Source organism: Enterococcus sp. DIV0682 (assembly GCF_051712685.1).
Lineage (GTDB): Bacteria > Bacillota > Bacilli > Lactobacillales > Enterococcaceae > Enterococcus > Enterococcus faecalis.
Genome location: NZ_JBIOPK010000001.1, coordinates 2,091,923 through 2,110,377, shown reverse-complemented (window position 1 = coordinate 2,110,377; position 18,455 = coordinate 2,091,923). Strand labels below are relative to the sequence as shown.

13 protein-coding genes and 1 pseudogene are annotated in these 18,455 nt (G+C 36.2%); all 14 read left to right on the top strand.

Going from position 1 to position 18,455, the window contains the following annotated elements; translation table 11 throughout:
* Window positions 1-72: 72 nt before the first annotated feature.
* Window positions 73-1,497 (top strand): helix-turn-helix domain-containing protein, encoded by a 1,425-nt coding sequence (locus IGK96_RS10140; RefSeq protein WP_010775661.1) that lies wholly within the window; start codon window positions 73-75, stop codon window positions 1,495-1,497.
* Between the two features lie 68 nt (window positions 1,498-1,565).
* Window positions 1,566-2,477, top strand: a complete 912-nt coding sequence (locus IGK96_RS10135) for an aldo/keto reductase (RefSeq protein ID WP_002355754.1) — start codon at window positions 1,566-1,568, stop codon at window positions 2,475-2,477.
* A gap of 187 nt (window positions 2,478-2,664) precedes the next feature.
* Window positions 2,665-5,313, top strand: coding sequence for a DNA polymerase I (polA, locus tag IGK96_RS10130; RefSeq protein ID WP_002355755.1), 2,649 nt, complete (start codon window positions 2,665-2,667; stop codon window positions 5,311-5,313).
* A gap of 99 nt (window positions 5,314-5,412) precedes the next feature.
* On the top strand, window positions 5,413-6,255 hold the full coding sequence (gene mutM, locus IGK96_RS10125; RefSeq protein ID WP_010713835.1) for a DNA-formamidopyrimidine glycosylase: 843 nt from the start codon (window positions 5,413-5,415) through the stop codon (window positions 6,253-6,255).
* Complete coding sequence (gene coaE / locus IGK96_RS10120) at window positions 6,252-6,851, top strand: dephospho-CoA kinase (RefSeq protein WP_010713834.1); 600 nt, start codon at window positions 6,252-6,254, stop codon at window positions 6,849-6,851. Before mutM ends, coaE begins: the two co-directional genes overlap by 4 nt.
* 179 nt (window positions 6,852-7,030) lie before the next feature.
* Window positions 7,031-7,513 carry a transcriptional regulator NrdR gene (gene nrdR, locus IGK96_RS10115; protein WP_002381296.1) on the top strand — a complete coding sequence of 161 codons (483 nt, stop codon included), beginning with the start codon at window positions 7,031-7,033 and terminating at the stop codon, window positions 7,511-7,513.
* Window positions 7,514-7,528: 15 nt separating this feature from the next.
* Window positions 7,529-8,938, top strand: a complete 1,410-nt coding sequence (locus IGK96_RS10110; protein ID WP_010713833.1) for a replication initiation and membrane attachment family protein — start codon at window positions 7,529-7,531, stop codon at window positions 8,936-8,938.
* Window positions 8,938-9,867, top strand: a complete 930-nt coding sequence (gene dnaI, locus IGK96_RS10105; RefSeq protein ID WP_002355760.1) for a primosomal protein DnaI — start codon at window positions 8,938-8,940, stop codon at window positions 9,865-9,867. The genes IGK96_RS10110 and dnaI overlap by 1 nt, the downstream gene beginning before the upstream one ends.
* Window positions 9,868-9,948: 81 nt before the next feature.
* Complete coding sequence (locus IGK96_RS10100; protein ID WP_162780855.1) at window positions 9,949-11,157, top strand: hypothetical protein; 1,209 nt, start codon at window positions 9,949-9,951, stop codon at window positions 11,155-11,157.
* 13 nt (window positions 11,158-11,170) lie between these two features.
* Window positions 11,171-12,691, top strand: a complete 1,521-nt coding sequence (wsfD, locus tag IGK96_RS10095; RefSeq protein ID WP_085443325.1) for a glycan biosynthesis hexose transferase WsfD — start codon at window positions 11,171-11,173, stop codon at window positions 12,689-12,691.
* On the top strand, window positions 12,681-14,264 hold the full coding sequence (locus IGK96_RS10090; protein ID WP_010713830.1) for a hypothetical protein: 1,584 nt from the start codon (window positions 12,681-12,683) through the stop codon (window positions 14,262-14,264). Before wsfD ends, IGK96_RS10090 begins: the two co-directional genes overlap by 11 nt.
* The gene (locus IGK96_RS10085; protein WP_002355764.1) at window positions 14,261-15,523 is read left to right on the top strand and encodes a glycosyltransferase; all 1,263 of its coding nucleotides are present in this window, start codon (window positions 14,261-14,263) and stop codon (window positions 15,521-15,523) included. Before IGK96_RS10090 ends, IGK96_RS10085 begins: the two co-directional genes overlap by 4 nt.
* A 14-nt stretch (window positions 15,524-15,537) precedes the next feature.
* Window positions 15,538-17,604, top strand: a pseudogene (locus tag IGK96_RS10080) (cellulose biosynthesis cyclic di-GMP-binding regulatory protein BcsB).
* Window positions 17,594-18,454 carry a diguanylate cyclase gene (locus IGK96_RS10075; RefSeq protein WP_438756101.1) on the top strand — a complete coding sequence of 287 codons (861 nt, stop codon included), beginning with the start codon at window positions 17,594-17,596 and terminating at the stop codon, window positions 18,452-18,454. Before IGK96_RS10080 ends, IGK96_RS10075 begins: the two are co-directional and overlap by 11 nt.
* Window position 18,455: the final 1 nt, after the last annotated feature.

Below are 18,455 nucleotides of genomic sequence, written 5' to 3'. Positions count from 1 at the left end.
TTTTTTCTTCTTAAAAAAATTTTTGCCTTATTTGACGTATTCTTATAACAAGGGAGTGAAAGGGGACGATATATGGATTTCAAGGAATTATTGTCTTTTGAACATAAAAATATGTTGGAATTGTTGGATTTACTGCAACAAGAGCAGACATTTTCTGTTTTGATGGCTGCAGAAAAACTAAAGGTGAGCGACAAAACCATCCATTGTTACATTCAACGTTTTGAAAAAAAGCAGGAAACGTATAAGATAGAAGGGCTTTGTAAGATTTATACAACGACCAAAGGAATTGTAAAATATCGTGAATTATGCGTTTGTGGCTTGGCTCGATTTAGACAAAAATTTTGTTATTTTATTCCCGAATTTTATATTTTACGTTGTCTAATTGAAGAGCGAATCAATTATGCGCAATTGACCCAGGTATTGGGATTACAGGAATCAACTCTTCGGAAGAAACTTTCTAATATTCGACGTTGGCTAGTTAATTTTGATATTATTGTACGTCAAAAACATTACGATTTAACTGGCAATGAATGGCAAATTCGACAGTTAATCCTTTGTTTTTATTTGTTTTTTCAAGAAAGCTGTCTGGAAGAAAACAGAGAAATGACTCGGAAAATCATTACCTTTTTTGAGTTGGATTTAAATGTAGCACAACAGAATCATCTTAGTTGGCTAATTTATATTTGGGAGAAACGATATAGAGGCGGGCATGAAATTTCAGTGCCAAATGCTAATTTATTTCAACAAACAAGTGCTTTTTTTTATTTATTTCGTCTGGAAGTGTTGAGCACTTCTTTTATGTCTCTTAAAGAACAAAAAGCGTTATTTGTGATTCTTGAAGCACATTTTGGTGGTTGTTTTGGCAAGAGAGCGCGAAAGTATTTTATTCATGAGCAAATGAAAATAGAAAGTTTATGCTTAAAAACAGCTATTTTTATTATGAAAGAAATTAGGAGAAATTTTACACAACATCATTTTAATTATCAAGAAATTCATTTATGTCGATTTTTAAGTACGCATATGAATAGTTTATTAGACGGACAAGCATGGTTGCCAGCTCATAAACAGGAACAAACACTCGCTGTACGTTATCATCAAACTTGGCACAGATTACAAAAACTAATTAGGCTTTTAAAGCGCCTATATCCAGTCTTTACTTCAGTAAAAGAACGGGAATTGACGAGTTGCTATTTTTATCACATCCTAGATTTATTTAACCCGATTTTATATGAAAAAAAATATATTATTTGCCTATTGACGGACTTTCCTCCAGAAAAGGAACAAGCGTTGGGACAATCTATAAAAAGCTATTTCAGTGAAAAAAAGAATATTACAATTATTCATGGAAAACCAACGCATCAACTTCACCAAGCACATCTCTTAATTGTCAATCATTTGTTTCAGATGAACGTAGCGCTTTCTTCTGAGACAGTTGTTTATTTGCCAGAGGAATTATCTCCTGCTTTTTTTGAAAAAGTCGAAGCGAATCTATCGTAAGAAGTCCAATTTTGTCTAAATAGTGTTAAAATGAAGAAGTAAGAGGAATGGATGAGGAGGATATTAAAATGAAACAACTGCAATTTGGTACAAGTGACGAAACAGTTTCTTCGGTTATCTTAGGATGTATGCGCTTAAATGGTGCTGAAAATCCTCAACAGGTAATTGAAACTGCTTATGATCATGGCATTACATTTTTTGATCACGCCGACATTTATGGTGGCGGCGACTGCGAAACCATTTTTGGTAAGGCCTTAAAAGAAAGTACCATTCGTCGTGAAGATATTTTTATACAAACAAAATGTGGGATTCGTCAAGGCTTTTTTGACTTTTCAAAAGCTCATATTTTAGAAGCGGTCGAAGGGAGTTTACAGCGTTTAGGTGTAGATTCAGTCGATGCATTATTATTGCATCGTCCAGATACTTTAGTGGAACCAGAAGAAGTAGCTGAGGCTTTTCATTTATTAGAAAAACAAGGGAAAGTTCGCTATTTTGGTGTAAGTAACCAAACGCCAGGACAAATTGAACTTTTAAAAACAGCTGTTAAACAACCATTATTAGCCAATCAATTACAATTTGGCATCAAGCATACTGGCATGGTGGATCAAGGCTTACAAACAAATATGGAAATATCAGGAAGCATTGATTATGATCATGGTATTTTAGATTATTCACGGTTGAAACAAATGACTATTCAAGCATGGTCACCGTACCAATATGGTTATTTTGAAGGTGTCTTTATTGGAAATGAAAAATTCCCTGAGTTAAATCAAAAATTAAGCGAATTGGCTGAAAAATATCAAACAACGCCAACTGGTTTAGCCAGCAGCTGGATTCTGCGCCACCCTGCTAATATGCAGGTCATCGCAGGAAGTATGAATCTTGGTAGAATTGAAGAAATTGCTAAAGCAGCAGACATTGTGATTAGTCGCGAAGATTGGTACGATATTTATCGTGCAGCGGGAAATGTTTTGCCGTAAAAAGATTTTCATACTTGTGAAGATCCAGCCTGTATTGCTGATTGATTTTGGTATTTGATATAGTTGTCACTAAGGAACTATGTCAAATACCTTTTTCTTTCATTCTGCAATCGCCGTCTACTGCAAATTCTGTAGTTTTTTGTTAAAATAGAAAGGAAACTAGTTTGCTAAAGATGAGGGGAAAAAAATGACCAAAAAAAAATTATTACTCGTTGATGGAAACAGTGTAGCCTTTCGTGCATTTTTTGCGCTACATAACTCATTAGAACGATTCAAAAATAAGAACGGCTTGCATACAAATGCTATTTATGCGTTTAACAATATGTTTGAAAATGTAATGCAAAAAGAAATGCCTACTCATGTTTTAGTCGCTTTTGATGCAGGGAAAACCACATTCAGAACAGAATTTTATTCAGAATATAAAGCCGGACGTTCAAAAACACCGGGGGAATTTAAAGAACAAATGCCGTATATTCGTGAACTTTTAGAAGGTTTAGGCGTAAAATATTATGAACTACCTAACTATGAAGCAGATGATATTATTGGTACATTAGCCAACAAAGTTGATAAAGATGAATTTGATGTTGTTGTGTTATCAGGGGACCGAGATTTGACGCAATTAGCGACGGACACTGTCAAAGTAGATATCACTGTTAAAGGAGTTAGCGATATTGAATCATATACGCCTGAGCATATTGCTGAAAAATATGATGGGTTAACGCCTAAGCAAATTATTGATATGAAAGGGTTGGCTGGCGACACGTCGGATAACATTCCAGGTGTAACGAAAATCGGTGAGAAAACTGCGATTAAGCTGTTAAAACAATATGGCTCAGTTGAAGGGGTTTATGAGAATATCGATGAAATGAAAAAAAGCAAAATGAAAGAAAACTTGATTAATGATAAAGAGCAAGCCTTTCTTTCTAAACGCTTAGCGACAATTGAAGTCAATGCACCAGTCGAAGTCAATGTGGAAGACTTGGCATATGAAGGGAAAAACTTAGAAAAATTGGTTCCTTTTTATAAAGAAATGGATTTTAAACAATTTTTAGCTAAGTTGGACATTACAGAAGAACCTGTTGAAATGGAAGATATTTTATTTGAAGTAGTTGAAGATCAGTTAACCAATGAAATGTTTACAGACGATATGGCTCTTTATGTTGAGATGATGGAAGATAACTATCATACGTCACCGATTGTCGGCCTTGCTTGGGGCAACAACAAGAAGATTTATACCACGAATAATTTAGCTGTTTTTGAAAGTCAGCCATTTATCGATTGGTTGATGGATGAGACACGTAAAAAAAATGTCTACGATGCAAAACGGACGTACGTTGCACTAAATCGCTATGTAGGAAAAATGACAGGGATTGCCTTTGATGTTTTATTGGCTGCTTATTTACTTGATACCAATGACAATAACGCTGATATTGAAGGTGTAGCACAACATTACGGATATGATGCGATTCAATCTGATGAAGCGATTTATGGAAAAGGGGCCAAAAAAGGCTTGCCAGAGGACGAAGAAGTTTTCTTTGGTCATTTAGCACGTAAGATTAAAGCAATTCAATTTTTAACAAGCAAATTAGATAGCGAATTAACAGAAAAGAATCAAGCTGATTTATTCTATAAAATGGAATTACCACTTTCTCGTATTTTAGGCGATATGGAAATAACTGGGATCCGTGTTGATGCCACGCGCTTAAAAGAAATGCAAGTAGAATTTTCAGAACGCTTGAAAGAAATCGAAGAAAAAATCTATGCAGAAGCTGGCGAAGAATTTAATTTGAATTCACCTAAACAATTAGGCGTTATTTTATTTGAAAAAATGGGCTTACCTGTGATCAAAAAGACGAAAACTGGTTATTCAACAGCGGTGGATGTTTTAGAACAACTAAAAGAACAAGCACCAATTGTAGCAGATATTTTAACTTATCGTCAAATTGCCAAAATTCAATCAACCTATGTTGAAGGACTCTTAAAAGTAATTCAGCCAGATAATAAAATTCATACTCGGTATGTACAAACACTGACACAAACAGGACGACTAAGCTCAGTAGATCCTAATTTACAAAACATTCCTATCCGTTTAGAAGAAGGCCGAAAAATTAGAGAAGCCTTCGTACCAAGAGAGGATAATTGGTTGATTTTCTCTTCTGATTACTCTCAAATTGAGTTACGTGTGCTCGCGCATATTTCTAATGATGAGCATTTAAAAGAAGCGTTTGTGGAAGGACAAGATATCCATGCCAGCACTGCAATGCGAGTTTTCGGTGTTGAAAAAGCAGAAGATGTCACACCTAACATGCGTCGTCAAGCTAAAGCAGTGAATTTTGGAATTGTCTATGGTATCAGTGATTATGGCTTGTCCCAAAACTTAGGCATTACTAGGAAGCAAGCACAACAATATATTGACACCTATTTTGAAAAATATCCAGGCGTGAAGCAGTATATGGAAGAGATAGTCCGCGATGCCAAAGACAAAGGCTATGTGGAAACATTGTATCATCGCCGTCGTTATTTAAGTGATATTAATTCAAGAAACTTTAATCTACGTTCGTTCGCTGAACGTACAGCGATTAATACACCGATTCAGGGAAGTGCCGCAGATATTTTAAAAATTGCGATGATTGAAATGGCGCGTCGTTTAAAAGAAGAAAAATTACAAGCGACAATGTTATTACAAGTGCACGATGAATTAGTTTTTGAAGTACCAGAATCAGAATTAGAACAATTAAATCAACTCGTCAAAGAAGTGATGGAGCACGCAGTTTCCTTACATGTGCCACTTATCACCGATAGCAGTTGGGGAAAAACATGGTATGAAGCAAAATAATAGCTTACCCATTAAGAACGATGAATAAAATAAGGATAAGTAGGATCTGGACGTTGATATCTAAGCGTTCAGACCTCTTTATATAAAGGAGCAAAAATAATGCCAGAATTACCAGAAGTAGAAACAGTGCGAAAAGGACTTGAAAAACTTGTTGTAGGAAAAACCATTCAAGAAGTCATTGTTTTTTGGCCAAGAATTATTGAATCACCAGAAGTTGATGTATTTCAAGGTCAATTAGCTGGTCAAACGATTGAAGGGATTGAGCGAAGAGGAAAATTTCTGATTTTTAAATTGTCTGATAATGATATGATTTCTCACTTACGGATGGAAGGAAAATATGAGTTTCATCAGGCTGATGATGAAATTGCCAAACATACCCATGTAATGTTTACTTTTACAGATGGCACGCAATTACGTTATTTAGATGTACGGAAATTTGGCCGTATGACATTGGTTCCTAAGAATCAAGGTCATCAATATAAAGGGATTTTAGCTTTGGGCCCAGAGCCAACACCAGACGTTTTTCAATTAGCTGCTTTTCAACAAGGATTGAAAAAGCATCATAAGGCAATTAAGCCATTACTGTTAGATCAAAAGCTAGTGACGGGCTTGGGGAATATTTACGTAGATGAAGCACTTTGGCAAGCGCAAATCCATCCAGAACAACCAGCAGATTCCTTAAAACCTGCGGAAGTTGCTACGTTGTATCAAGCAATCATTGACGTCTTGGCACGCGCTGTTGAAGCAGGTGGAACCACCATTCGCACCTATCTAAACGCGTTAGGAGAAGCAGGGACTTTTCAAGTAGCGTTGAATGTCTATGGGCAAACAGGCTTACCTTGCAATCGTTGTGGTACGCCAATTGTTAAAACAAAAGTGGCACAACGTGGTACGCATTATTGTCCACAATGCCAACAATTGAAAGGTCGTCGATTGAAATGACAAAAGTTTTAGGCATTACAGGAGGGATTGCGACAGGTAAAAGTACGGTTGTTGCTCTTTTTAAAAAAGCGGGTTATCCAATTGTTGACGGCGACATTATCGCCCGAGAAATTGTTGCAAAAGGGCAACCAGCCTTAGCCGCAATCGTTGAAACTTTCGGACCAGAAATAGTATTAACAACTGGTGAATTGGATCGGAAAAAGTTAGGACAATTAATTTTCGCTAGTCCTCAAAAAAGAGAGCTGTTAAATGAAACGCTGAAACCTTTTTTAAGAAAAGAAATTTTACGTCAAATTGAAGAAGCTAAAAAGAAAGCCGCCCTGGTTATTGTTGATATTCCTCTGCTTTATGAAGCTCATTATGAGGCGATCATGGATCAAGTTGCTGTGGTATATGTACCAGAAAAGATTCAAAAAGAGCGTCTGATGGCCCGAAACCAATTAACAGAAGAAGAAGCGCAACAACGAATTGCTAGCCAATGGCCGATTGAAATGAAAAAAGAACGAGCAGATATCGTGTTTGATAACCAAGGAACTAGAGAAGAAACGGAACAGCAAGTGAAGAAGTGGCTAGAGAAACAAACTGGAAAGAAGTGAATATTTTTTAAATGGCGTAAAATGTTTTGAAAATTTCAGAAAAAACAGTGAAAGTCTTTGTTTTTATTAAAGAATGGCAAAGATTCAACTAAGAACCAGTTCTAAAGACCTAGTAATAGCGCAATTTCATGTTATAATATAGGCAACAAAAATTATACAGAATAGAAGAGGTGAACGTTATGCGTTGTCCAAGATGTCATCATAATAATTCCCGTGTTATTGATAGCCGTCAAGCAGATGATGGACGTGCAATTCGCCGTCGTCGTGAATGTGAAAATTGCAGTTATCGGTTCACTACATTTGAAAGAATTGAAGCGGCGCCATTACTTGTAATCAAGAAAAATGGGGATCGTGAAGAATTTAATCGTGATAAAATTTTGCGTGGGCTCATTCGCTCTGCGGAAAAAAGACCTGTTGCTATGGAACAAATGGTTCAAATTGTCGATAATGTTGAAAATCGAGTGCGTAGTTTAGGGGAAAATGAAGTCTCTACAACGCTTATCGGTGAATATGTGATGGAAGATTTAGTCAATCTAGATGAAATTGCCTACATCCGCTTTGCGAGTGTTTATCGACAATTCAAAGATATGAGCGTGTTTTTGAAAGAGTTACAGGACATTGTCGACAAAGCAAAATCTTCTTCTCCTGACTCAGAAAATTAAAAAGGAGGTCTTTCTTTGAAAGGAAATCGGCAAAGAATCCAACCAAAAAATATTTTTCAAGCGGTTATTGATTCACCGCTTTCTGATCAAGAGAAAGAGGTTTTAACCTTTTTATATCAACCAATTGTCGGCGCCAATGCGTTTAGTTTATATTGGCTTTTGTTATCTGAAACAACAGACTCAGAGGAGAATGGCTCGCTGTTTCATGCAGATTTAATTAGTTTGCTGGACTTGAGTTGTCAACAATTAGAAGAAGCTTGCTACAAATTAGAAGGCATTGGGTTGCTAGAAACGTATAAAAAAACAGATCGGGAATTAGGAGATTGTTATTTATATTATTTAAAAGCACCTGAAACAGCCGCTCGTTTTTTTAAAGATGAAGTGTTAGCTTTAGTGTTATTTAATCGGGTTGGACAACGGAAATTTGATCAATTAGTGCAAAAGTTCCAACCGCATCCTACCAAAACAGAGGGCTATCAAAATGTTTCCGCTAGCTTTCAAGAGGTTTATGCCTTTAAAGAAGAACAAATTGTTTCCGAAGCGAACCGATTGACAACGATTCAAGAAACTTTTTCTCAACAAGAAAAAGCGAAGAAAATTTCTGTATCAACAGATTCTTTTGATTGGCACTATTTTGTGGAAGGTTTGCACCGCTTAGGTTTACAATTGCCTGAAGATGAGGCTAGTTTTCAAGAAGAAGTCTATGTTTTTCATCAATTATATGGCATCAATGAGTTAGATATGGTAGACTTTGCTTCGAAATCATTTGACTATTATACAAGTCGAATTTTGCCTAAGGAATTAGTGCGAACGATTCATCAAGCGTTTGATCCTGATAAAAAACCACAACCAACAAACATAGTGACAAACAAGCAAGTACAATTGACGGTGGAAGAGCAACAAACGTATCGATATAACGCATTAAAAATGAATGGTTTTTCTGAACTGGATATTCAAATGATTATGGATAGTGAAAAGAATCCGCCTATTCAATATTTAGAAGCTTTAAAAAATAGTCGAGGCGGCTATACGACACCACAAGAACGTTCATTAGTGAAATATTTGGTTGCTAAATCAGGCTTACCGACTAGTGTGATTAATATTTTGATTAACTATGTTTACAATATTCAACAACAACCGACTTTAAAAGCGGAGTATGTGAATCGAATTGCGAATGAATGGGGACAAAGTGGCATTCATTCACCAGAAAAAGCAATTGAACATGTCAGAGAATTGGCTAAACAAAGCCAAAACAAACAAAAACAGCGACAACAAAATTATTCAGGGAAACGCCAAACTGTTCGACAAGAGCGATTGCCAGAATGGGCCGATCAGCCAAACGATGAAACAAAACTTTCCCCAGAAGAACAAGCCGAGTTAGATCGACAAATTCAAGAATTTTTAAACCAAGGAGGTGACCAATGATGGAAGACGTAGGAAAAGAAATGTCAAAAATTATCCAGAAGCGTGACATCAATGAACGATATGAAGAGCTAGTTAACGAAGTATTGAAAGATCAAGATGTTCAAGCCTTTATACAAGCAAACCGAGAGCGTTTAACCGATGAAGATATTCGTAAAAGTTATGCTAAGCTGTATGAATTTGTTCAAGAAAAAAAGAAATTTCAATTAAACGATCCGGCAATGATTGCCCCCGGCTATGAGCCAAGATTAATGTTGAATTTTCATTACATTGATGTAACATATGTCCCAACGGCTGATTTAATCGCCCGTCAGAAGGAAGAAGAAATTCGTAATCGAGTAAGGGCAATGGACATGCCAAAAGATGTCCGAGAAGCAAATTTACGAGATTTCGATCCATCTTCTCAAGGTCGAGCCAAAGCGTTAGCAGAAGCAATGCAATTTTTAAGAGAATATCCTGCGACACCAAAAGAATTTCATAAAGGGCTCTATTTACAAGGCCCCTTCGGTGTAGGAAAATCTTTCTTATTAGGTGCGATGGCTAATGCTTTAGCAGAACGTGGATTTACTACGACAATTGTTCATTTTCCAACATTTACAGTAGAAATGAAGCAAGCCATTGGTCGCGATCAAGTTGGTGAAAAGCTCGATGCAGTAAAAAAATCCCCTATATTAATGATTGATGACATTGGTGCGGAATCCATGACTAGTTGGATTCGTGACGACGTTTTAAGCGTAATCTTGCAATACCGAATGCAAGAACAATTAGTTACTTTTTTCTCTTCCAATCTAGATTTAAAAGCTTTAGAAGAGCATTTAACCGTGACGCAACGAGGAGAACAAGAGCCGCTAAAAGCCAGACGAATTATGGAACGTGTGCGTTATCTGTCAAAAGAGATTACGATGACAGGAAATGATCGACGAAACGGTTAAAGCAATCCTTTTATTTTTATGGATTGCTTTTTTTCTTGCGCTTGAAGAGGTAGCGTAAGTTTCGCAAAAACAAGTACTTTTGTGTACACTGACAATAAAGAAGTGAGGAAAAGAGGCGTAACAATGAAGAGAAAACTTTGGATTTTTATTGGGGTATTCGTGGTGCTTCTGGGAGGATATTTTCTTTTGTTTAGAGAAAAATCCTATAAAGTAGAGGTGGAAAAAGTGAATCCAAAAATTCAACGCTTAATGTCGACAGACAAACAACATTTTTTAACAAAACATGAATTTCACACAAAAGAAACAGCTGAGCGCAAAGATTTGTTGAAGTTTTTTATTGAAACCCGGCTCAAAACAGACGGCGGCTTTTTAACCAATTATTTACCAGATGCTGAACGCAAAGATGTCGCCACAGGACATGAGTTGCTAAGTGAGTCTTCGGGTCTATATTTGCGTAATTTAGCTTTTGATACGCAGGGACGTTTTGATAATTTTTACAAGCAGACGAAAGACACCTTTTACGACGGCGTCCAATTTAGTTACCGAATTGACGAGCAAGGCAATAAATACAATGTCAATGCCTCGATTGATGATTTACGGATCATTCGTTCATTAATTGAAGCAGGGGGGCATTTTAAAACAGATCAGTACGATCAAGAAATTAAAAAATTAGGCAAGAGTTTTATGGAAACCTCTATGAAAGATAATATTCTAATTGATTTTTACGATAGTAAATCAAAACAACAGTCTTCAGAAACTTCTTTGTTTTATATTGACTTAATTACGCTGGGTTATTTATACAAAGAATTTGGGATTTCAGCAGACTACTTGAAGTATCATTACCAATTAATAGACGATGGCTATATTTCTGATGATTTACCTCTTTATCAAACGAAGTTTAATCATCAAACAAATAAATACGAAAACAACGGAACACTTAATATTATTGAATCTTTATTAACGATTGTTCATTTAAGTGAAGTGGGTATGGCGAAGCAGACTAGTATTGATTTTGTGCGAAAACAAGTTCAGCAAGGGACGCTTTTTAACTCGTATGATTTAAATGGATCGCCCGTGGATAAAAATCAATCTGCAGCTAGTTATGCGATAGCGGCTTTAATTGGTGTTGCCGAAAATGACAAAGAGTTGTATCGTGCGGCAATTACAGTACTTAATAATTTTCAAATTATGGATTCAAGCAGTCCGATTTATGGAGGATTTGGTGATAAAGTTACGAAACAAGTCTATTCCTATAATAACTTAATGGCTCTTTTGGCCTATGATTTCTAGATGAGGTGAAAGCATGGAAAAGATCAAAAAACACATGAACTCGGCTTTTAAATGGTTGAGTCGTTATATTTCTCCAAGTCTTTTGGCCGTTTTAGGGATTGGGTTAGTGACAAGCATTTTGTTATTTGTTTATCCGATTAATGGCTTGGGAGATAATGGCGAGTATTTTCGTGTGTTAAATTCAAATAGTCTTTATCGTGTCAATGGTGATAGCTACGACAATGTGGCCTATTTTGTTAAGGACTTTTCAATTATGCGTTATTTTAATGAAACAACGACGCACTTTGTTTCCACTCAACAATTTTTCATTACCGTTGCCATTTGGCTTAATAAACTTTTTTATAGTCAAACACTTTTCGATATTCGTTTCTTAGGTTTCGTTTATCTTAGTTGTTTTTTAGTGTCAATTTATATTCTGGTACGAGGCTTAACCGAAGGCGTATCTTTGAAAAAAAGTTATCTTATCTCCTTGTTGGTTATTTTCATCTTGGGGGATACCTCCTATACGATTTATTTTAATTCCTTTTATACAGAAGCGACGAGTTTTTTACTTTCTGTGAGTGTCTTAGCATTTTCAGTCTATTTTTATCGGGTGACGAAACCACGAACTTGGCTCAGAAGAATAGTTTTGGTTATCTTGGCACAAGCAGTAGTACTTTTAATAGGAACAACACGCCAAGAATATTTGCTGATTATTGGCGTAATTATTGCTGGATTAGGATTTTTTGTCTACTTGTCACAACGTTACCAACGATTGTCAATGACGGCCTTTTTAATTGCGTTGATTGGTTTTACAACGTTAGCAGCTTTTATCGTTCCTAACGATATCTATGAACGTGATGTCTACCACAGTATGACGCGCGGTGTAATGAAGGATAGTAAGGTTCCAGATAAACGGATGTCAGAGGGCGGAATCAACCCGCAATATGGGTTGCAAAAGGGACGTTCCTACTTTGAAGAATACAGTCCTGTATCACCAACTTCTGAACAAATGAAAAAAGATTTTTTTGATAAAACGAGTTTTGGATGGGTGTTATTGAATTATTTAAATTATCCATCTGAATTATGGCAAGGACTGAATTCAGCGGTCCCAAATGTTTACTTAGTAAAGCCTAATAATGTGGGGAATTTTGAGAAAACAACGGGGCGTGCACCGCTGGAACAATCTAAATTTTTTATGGTGTATAACCGTATTAAAGCCAGTTTTTTCCCTAAAAACTTTGCTTTCTATCTATTATTAGGCGTGATTCTGTTTGGTTTATATGGCGTTGGTTTATACAGAGGACTCAAGAGAAACGAACCCAGATTAGTTTTTCGCTTCTTTTTAATGACAGGAATTTATCTAAATTTATTAGTTGTTTTCATTTCAACAATTATTATTGATGGGGATAGTGACTTAGTACGTCATTTGTTTTTAGTCTCAGTATTTTTAGATTTTCTCTTGTTACAAATTGTTTCTGATATTATTGGTAAACGAATGTGGCAAGATACAACACCACAAGTCATTGGGGAGGTAGAGGGAATTGAAAAATAAACAATATCTTATTGGCTGGGTGTGTTTCTTACTCTTTTTCGTTTTTTGCGGCTTTGCTAAACCGGCGCTGGCTGCACCAAGTAAACATGTCTTACTTGTCTATGACAGCTTGAATATTGCTGGAAAAAAAGAAAATGATGTGGATGCTTTACAACGAGTGTTGACGAGTTTTGGAGTAGAAGTTCAGAGTGTGGCGGTATCAGATTATGTACCTGGCGAATTGCTAAATGATGGCTATGACAGTTTGATTTCTATGGTGAATTGGCCTGAACAAGCCGGCGTTATTGCCTCTGATTTTCTAGCAGATCGAGTTCATTTTAAAGGTAAACAATTACACATTGGTCGAAACATGCGTGACGATGAAAAACAATATTTTAGCGGTACATGGAAAGAATTAAGTCATCGTCAATATCGGTTAGAAGATGAAAAAAACCGCTTTTCTCAAGTATTGCCTTTTCAAGATCAATCAGTTGTGCTGGAAAATACGCAAGGTCAGACAGTTGGTCGATTAAAAACACAAGAATTAGCACCAGAAGAATATCCATTTGGTGTAATTGAGAATGGGCATGCTTTTCTCCCAATGTTTGAACGCAAAGGCGCTGTTTTTTTAGAAAGCTTGGACGTAATTAGTCAATGGCTGGAAAGTGAAAAAATGTCACGGCCGTTTTTGACGATTTCTGATTTTAACCCGTTAAGAGATATGTCTGTGGCAACCTATTTGCAAGAAGAATTAGTTAAAACCACGTATCCTTATATTTTATCCAGTACGAGCGTTTCACAAAACAATACGATTTTACCTTATAAACTATTTACGAATGCGTTACGTGCGTTTGCTTCGACGGGGGTTATTTTCTTAGAAACACCGGTCGTTAACAATGTTGATTTAAATGACCAACGTGCCTTGAAACAATTGATGGAGCAGCAGATTAGTTTATTGGTCGACAGACATGTCTATCCAGTAGGCATTTCTGCTCCAGGATACTGGAATCAAGACCTTCAATACCAAGAGGATGGTCTAGCAATTAGTGATACAGTGATTCTAAGAGAAAATCCGCCGATTGAACGCGTTTTTTATCGGAACCAAACGGGAGAATCAATCACTTATAAGAATGCTTTGTTTGATTTACCGTATGATTATTTATCGGGGATTGAATGGACGGATAAAGATAATCCGAATGACTATCGATTTCCAATGCCGACCACCATTAGTTTTTCATTTCCAAATTCTAAAAAAGAAGTGGATCATCTAATTCAAGAAGTCAAGGAAGCACCAATAGTGTTTAGTGTTTCAGAAGCGGATCAACATTTCACTGTTCAAACACAAACGCAGAAAATCGAATTTCGGAATAATCGGTTCTTCTTAAACAATCAAATTGTCAATGGTTTGGCTGATACAGGGGGCTCAACAGTTGAAAAACAACGATTTACAGGGTTATTTTCATTCTTTTTCAGTATCACAAACAATATTTTGATTGGCGTTGTGACACTGACTTTAATCATCCTGATTATTTTGTTTATGATTGGACGAAAGAATTATCGGTCGAAATATATTAATAAGGAGGAAGACAAATGACCATTGCTGACATTGTAATGTTAACAGCAACTATCATTATTTGGAGTCTACTAATTGTAAATATTCTCTTAGTTATTTTTGGCTATGTTTATTATTTAAAAACAGATCCTGTCGCACCACCACCTGTAGAGGACGAAGACGCGCCGTTTGTTTCAATTATGGTGCCGGCCCATAATGAAGGAATTGTCATTGTGCGGACAGTTGAAGCGTTATTGAATTTTAATTATCCGCAAGATCGCTATGAAATTATTGTGATTAATGACAACTCAAGTGATAATAGTGCTGAGCTTTTAGCTAACGTCCAAAAAAAGGCGGTTAATCGAAATTTGCAGATTATTAATACAGACAATATAACAGGTGGGAAAGGTAAGTCTAATGCCTTAAACATTGGTTTCAAGCAAGCCAAGGGGGACGTGATTGCCATTTATGATGCGGACAATACACCTGAACCGAATGCACTCCGTTATTTAGTTGGAGAGTTAATCGCTAGTGAGGAATACGGCGCGGTTATTGGTAAATTTAGAACGAGAAATCGCAATGCAAGCTTGTTGACACGCTTTATTAATATCGAGACACTGGCCTTTCAATGGATGGCACAAGCCGGTCGTTTTCAATTATTTAAGTTATGCACGATTCCTGGCACAAATTTCATTGTTCGTCGTAGTATTATTGAAGCCATTGGCGGCTGGGATGACAAAGCGTTAGCCGAAGATACAGAAATCAGTTTCCGCATCTATATGATGGGCTATAAAATTAAGTTTCAACCAAAAGCAGTGACGTGGGAGCAAGAGCCACAAACTTTGTCAGTTTGGTTCCGACAACGGACGCGATGGGTCAAAGGCAATATTTATGTCATTGTTAAAAATGCTAAATTATTGTTTAATCCTAAAGCGAGTCGGATCCGTTTTGATATTTTATATTTCTTGTCCATTTATTTTCTCTTAATGACATCGCTCGTTTTGTCAGACATCATGTTAGTTTTATCAATGTCTGGTTACTTAACAACGACCCTGCAAGGATTTAGCAATTCCTTATGGTTGTTAGCGATTTTGTTATTTATTTTCAGTACTTTTGTCAGTATTACGACCGAAAAAGGCGAAATGACTTTAGAGAATATCTTAATTATTGCCTTGATGTATATTACATACAGTCAGATGTGGCTAGTAGTCGCCGCTTATGGCATGGTGATGTATATTAAAGAAAATGTTTTTCATAAACAAACACAAACAAAATGGTACAAAACTGAACGATTTAAATAAGGAGGAAACGTGCAATGAAACAAAAAACAGTCACTTTAATAGGGTTGTTCTTTCTGGCAATTCTGATTGGTGTCGCAAGTCCGACCGTATACGCCGAAAACAAAGAACAAGACAACCATACCTTTACACAACCTTTTCAAAATAAAACAATCTCTTTAACAGGTACTTCTGTCCGTAGCACCATGTATTTTACAAAAATTGATTATTGGGACGTAAAAAAAGCATCATTCAATATGACCTACCAAATCACACAATTAAAAAATAATCAGACCTCAGATTTAACTGTGGCAGTTAATGGTGTGAAGTTTTATTCTTGACGTCCTGAAAATACGACTGGTATTCAACAAAAGACGATTGAAATCCCTTTGGAACTGATTAAAGAGACAAATACATTGACTGTTGAAGGCCAAATTATTAATCAGGCAGGAAACGACATGTATAATTTAATTGAAACTCCAGCAAATTGGTTAACGATGTATGAAGGATCTAACGTAAACTTCCAATACGATTTACAATTACCAGAGAATACGATTCATTCTTTTTATAATCATTTTGTGGGAGCAGACACGATTGCGAATAAACACAGTGTTATTTTGACACCAGAAAATGCATCGGAAAAAGAATTAGCTGCAGCGACCCATGCGTTAGCTGGTGCTGCTCGTTTGATTACTACCTCAGAAGAATTGTTGCCAATGGCTTCTTTGAACAAAGAACAGTCAGCACCCTATCAGTTGATTATTGCCAGCTATGATAAATTACCAGATCAGTATAAAAGTCAAATTGATAGCAAACGCGTGGAGGACCAGGCTGTCTTAAAATTTTTCAATCAACCAGATAAGCATGTTTTAGTAGCTACTTCTAAAGATGAGGACTTACTTGTTCGTGCGGGACGTTATTTAGCCAATTATGAATTAATGACCCAAACAGATAAAGAAGAGACAACAGTTGATGAGAATACCGATACGTTTAGTTCAACTTTAGAATTTGATGGAAATTATCCATTAACCTCAACGGGGGACAAACTAGAAGGGGCCTATCACCAAGAACAAACGTACTTTGTCAATTTACCAGTGGATCGAAACAATGCCAATGGAAGTCGCGTGCATTTACATTTTAAATACGCTGAAAACTTAGATTTTGATTCTTCTTTAGTGACGGTCTATGCCAATGATAAACCAATTGGCAGCAAGAAATTAACCGCTGCTCGTGCGAACGGTGATGAATTAAATCTCGAATTTCCAAAGAACTTAGAAATTGCTGATAGTTTTGTTTTAAAAGTTGCTTTTGATTTGAATGTTAAATCACCAGAAGTTTTGCGAAATGGTCAGACTCCATGGGCCTTTATTGAAAATAATTCGAATGCGTTTATTCAAACAGAAGAACTGAATGACATATTATTTAACAACTATCCGAACATTTTTATCAGAAGCCGTTCTTTTGCTGATTTAGCGATTTTATTACCAGAAAAAATGGACGACAACTATTTTAAAGTGTTGACCAATTTATTTAACTTAATTGGTAATTATGCCGAAAGTAATGTCGGTGAGATTACGTATTATAAAAAAGCGCCTAAAAATGCGGCATTAGAAAATCATAACTTGATTATTTTTGGTACGCCTAAGGATAATCCGATGATTCGTAAGTTAAACGATCAGTTATATTTCCATTATGATAAGGACTTCACACGTTTTGTTTCAAACGAGAAACTGAGTATCGAAAAAGATTATGGTAAACAAATCGGTACGGCGCAGTTAATGTTTTCTCCATATAATGCGAAAGCCGCGGCGTTAATCTTAACAGGAGCTAAATCACAAGGTGTCTTTTTAGCCTCTACACAAGTGAACACAGAGAAGAATACTTCTATGTACAAAGGAGATGCCATTGTGGTCGATCCGAACTATCGTCGCTATGATTATCGTTTCAAAAAACGTGTAAGCAACGTTAGCAACGAATCATTAGGTAAACGAATTGTCAATAATCATAAATTAATGATTTATCTATTTGTCTTCTTAATTGGTATGACCATTATTGGATTAAGTGCGTTCTTCATCGTGAAGAAGAATTTGAAAGGTGGGGAATAGAGTGAATCAAAAACGAGTGACCTTGCTTTTGGATTTAACTTTGTTGGTAGGAATTGTTTTGGTTGTCGGCACAACCATCTTTATGGCCTTAGGAACGAATGATTTCTTTGTGGACTTAAGTTGTCTATTAATTTCAGTTATCTTAATTATTGTTACCTATTTTGTAGGAATTACAGCGGGGTTAACATTTTCGCTTATATTTATTTTTCTACAATTGACCTATGTTGTATATCAGTATGTCTATCATGATTTGTTTAGCTATGGCTCATTATTTTGGCTAATCATGCCGCCGCTCTACTGTTTAACAATCTATGCAGTGACTTATCAAATTCGTACGATTGAAGAAGAAAATATTCGCTTACGTAAAGAAACTTCACGGTTAAATGCGTTAGATGCAGTAACTAATTTAAGAACAGCAAAAATGTATGAAGAAGGATTCGATTTATTTTCTGACATTTCTACACGTTATGAAGCGCCGTTATATTTAGTCGTGATCCGAGTGGCCTATTGGGAAAGTATTCGTAACTTATTAAGTCCTGAACAAAAGAATGAATTGCTACAAATCGTGACAGCGGCGATTAAAGAGACAACGGATGATCGCTTCTTACCATACTTTATCGACGGCACACCGCCGACTTGGGCGTTATTAATTTTCCGCGATGGGGATGACGGATACACCACTAGAAAAGAATTCAAACAACAAGCTCAAGAGAAATTTGCCCATTCTGAAACCTTAAGGAATATTACTTTGACATTACAAATTTCCTATACCAAATATGATCCTGCCGAATTTAACAACGCTTCAGAATTTTTAGGGGATGGAATTAATTCTCTTCAATATGATGTTTAAA

What these genes read in the sequence shown, in the direction of transcription:
- IGK96_RS10140 (WP_010775661.1), top strand. Translation starts at nt 73, where the DNA reads ATGGATTTCAAGGAATTATTGTCTTTTGAACATAAAAATATGTTGGAA.
- IGK96_RS10135 (WP_002355754.1), top strand. Translation starts at nt 1,566, where the DNA reads ATGAAACAACTGCAATTTGGTACAAGTGACGAAACAGTTTCTTCGGTT.
- polA (WP_002355755.1), top strand. Translation starts at nt 2,665, where the DNA reads ATGACCAAAAAAAAATTATTACTCGTTGATGGAAACAGTGTAGCCTTT.
- mutM (WP_010713835.1), top strand. Translation starts at nt 5,413, where the DNA reads ATGCCAGAATTACCAGAAGTAGAAACAGTGCGAAAAGGACTTGAAAAA.
- coaE (WP_010713834.1), top strand. Translation starts at nt 6,252, where the DNA reads ATGACAAAAGTTTTAGGCATTACAGGAGGGATTGCGACAGGTAAAAGT.
- nrdR (WP_002381296.1), top strand. Translation starts at nt 7,031, where the DNA reads ATGCGTTGTCCAAGATGTCATCATAATAATTCCCGTGTTATTGATAGC.
- dnaI (WP_002355760.1), top strand. Translation starts at nt 8,938, where the DNA reads ATGGAAGACGTAGGAAAAGAAATGTCAAAAATTATCCAGAAGCGTGAC.
- wsfD (WP_085443325.1), top strand. Translation starts at nt 11,171, where the DNA reads ATGGAAAAGATCAAAAAACACATGAACTCGGCTTTTAAATGGTTGAGT.
- IGK96_RS10085 (WP_002355764.1), top strand. Translation starts at nt 14,261, where the DNA reads ATGACCATTGCTGACATTGTAATGTTAACAGCAACTATCATTATTTGG.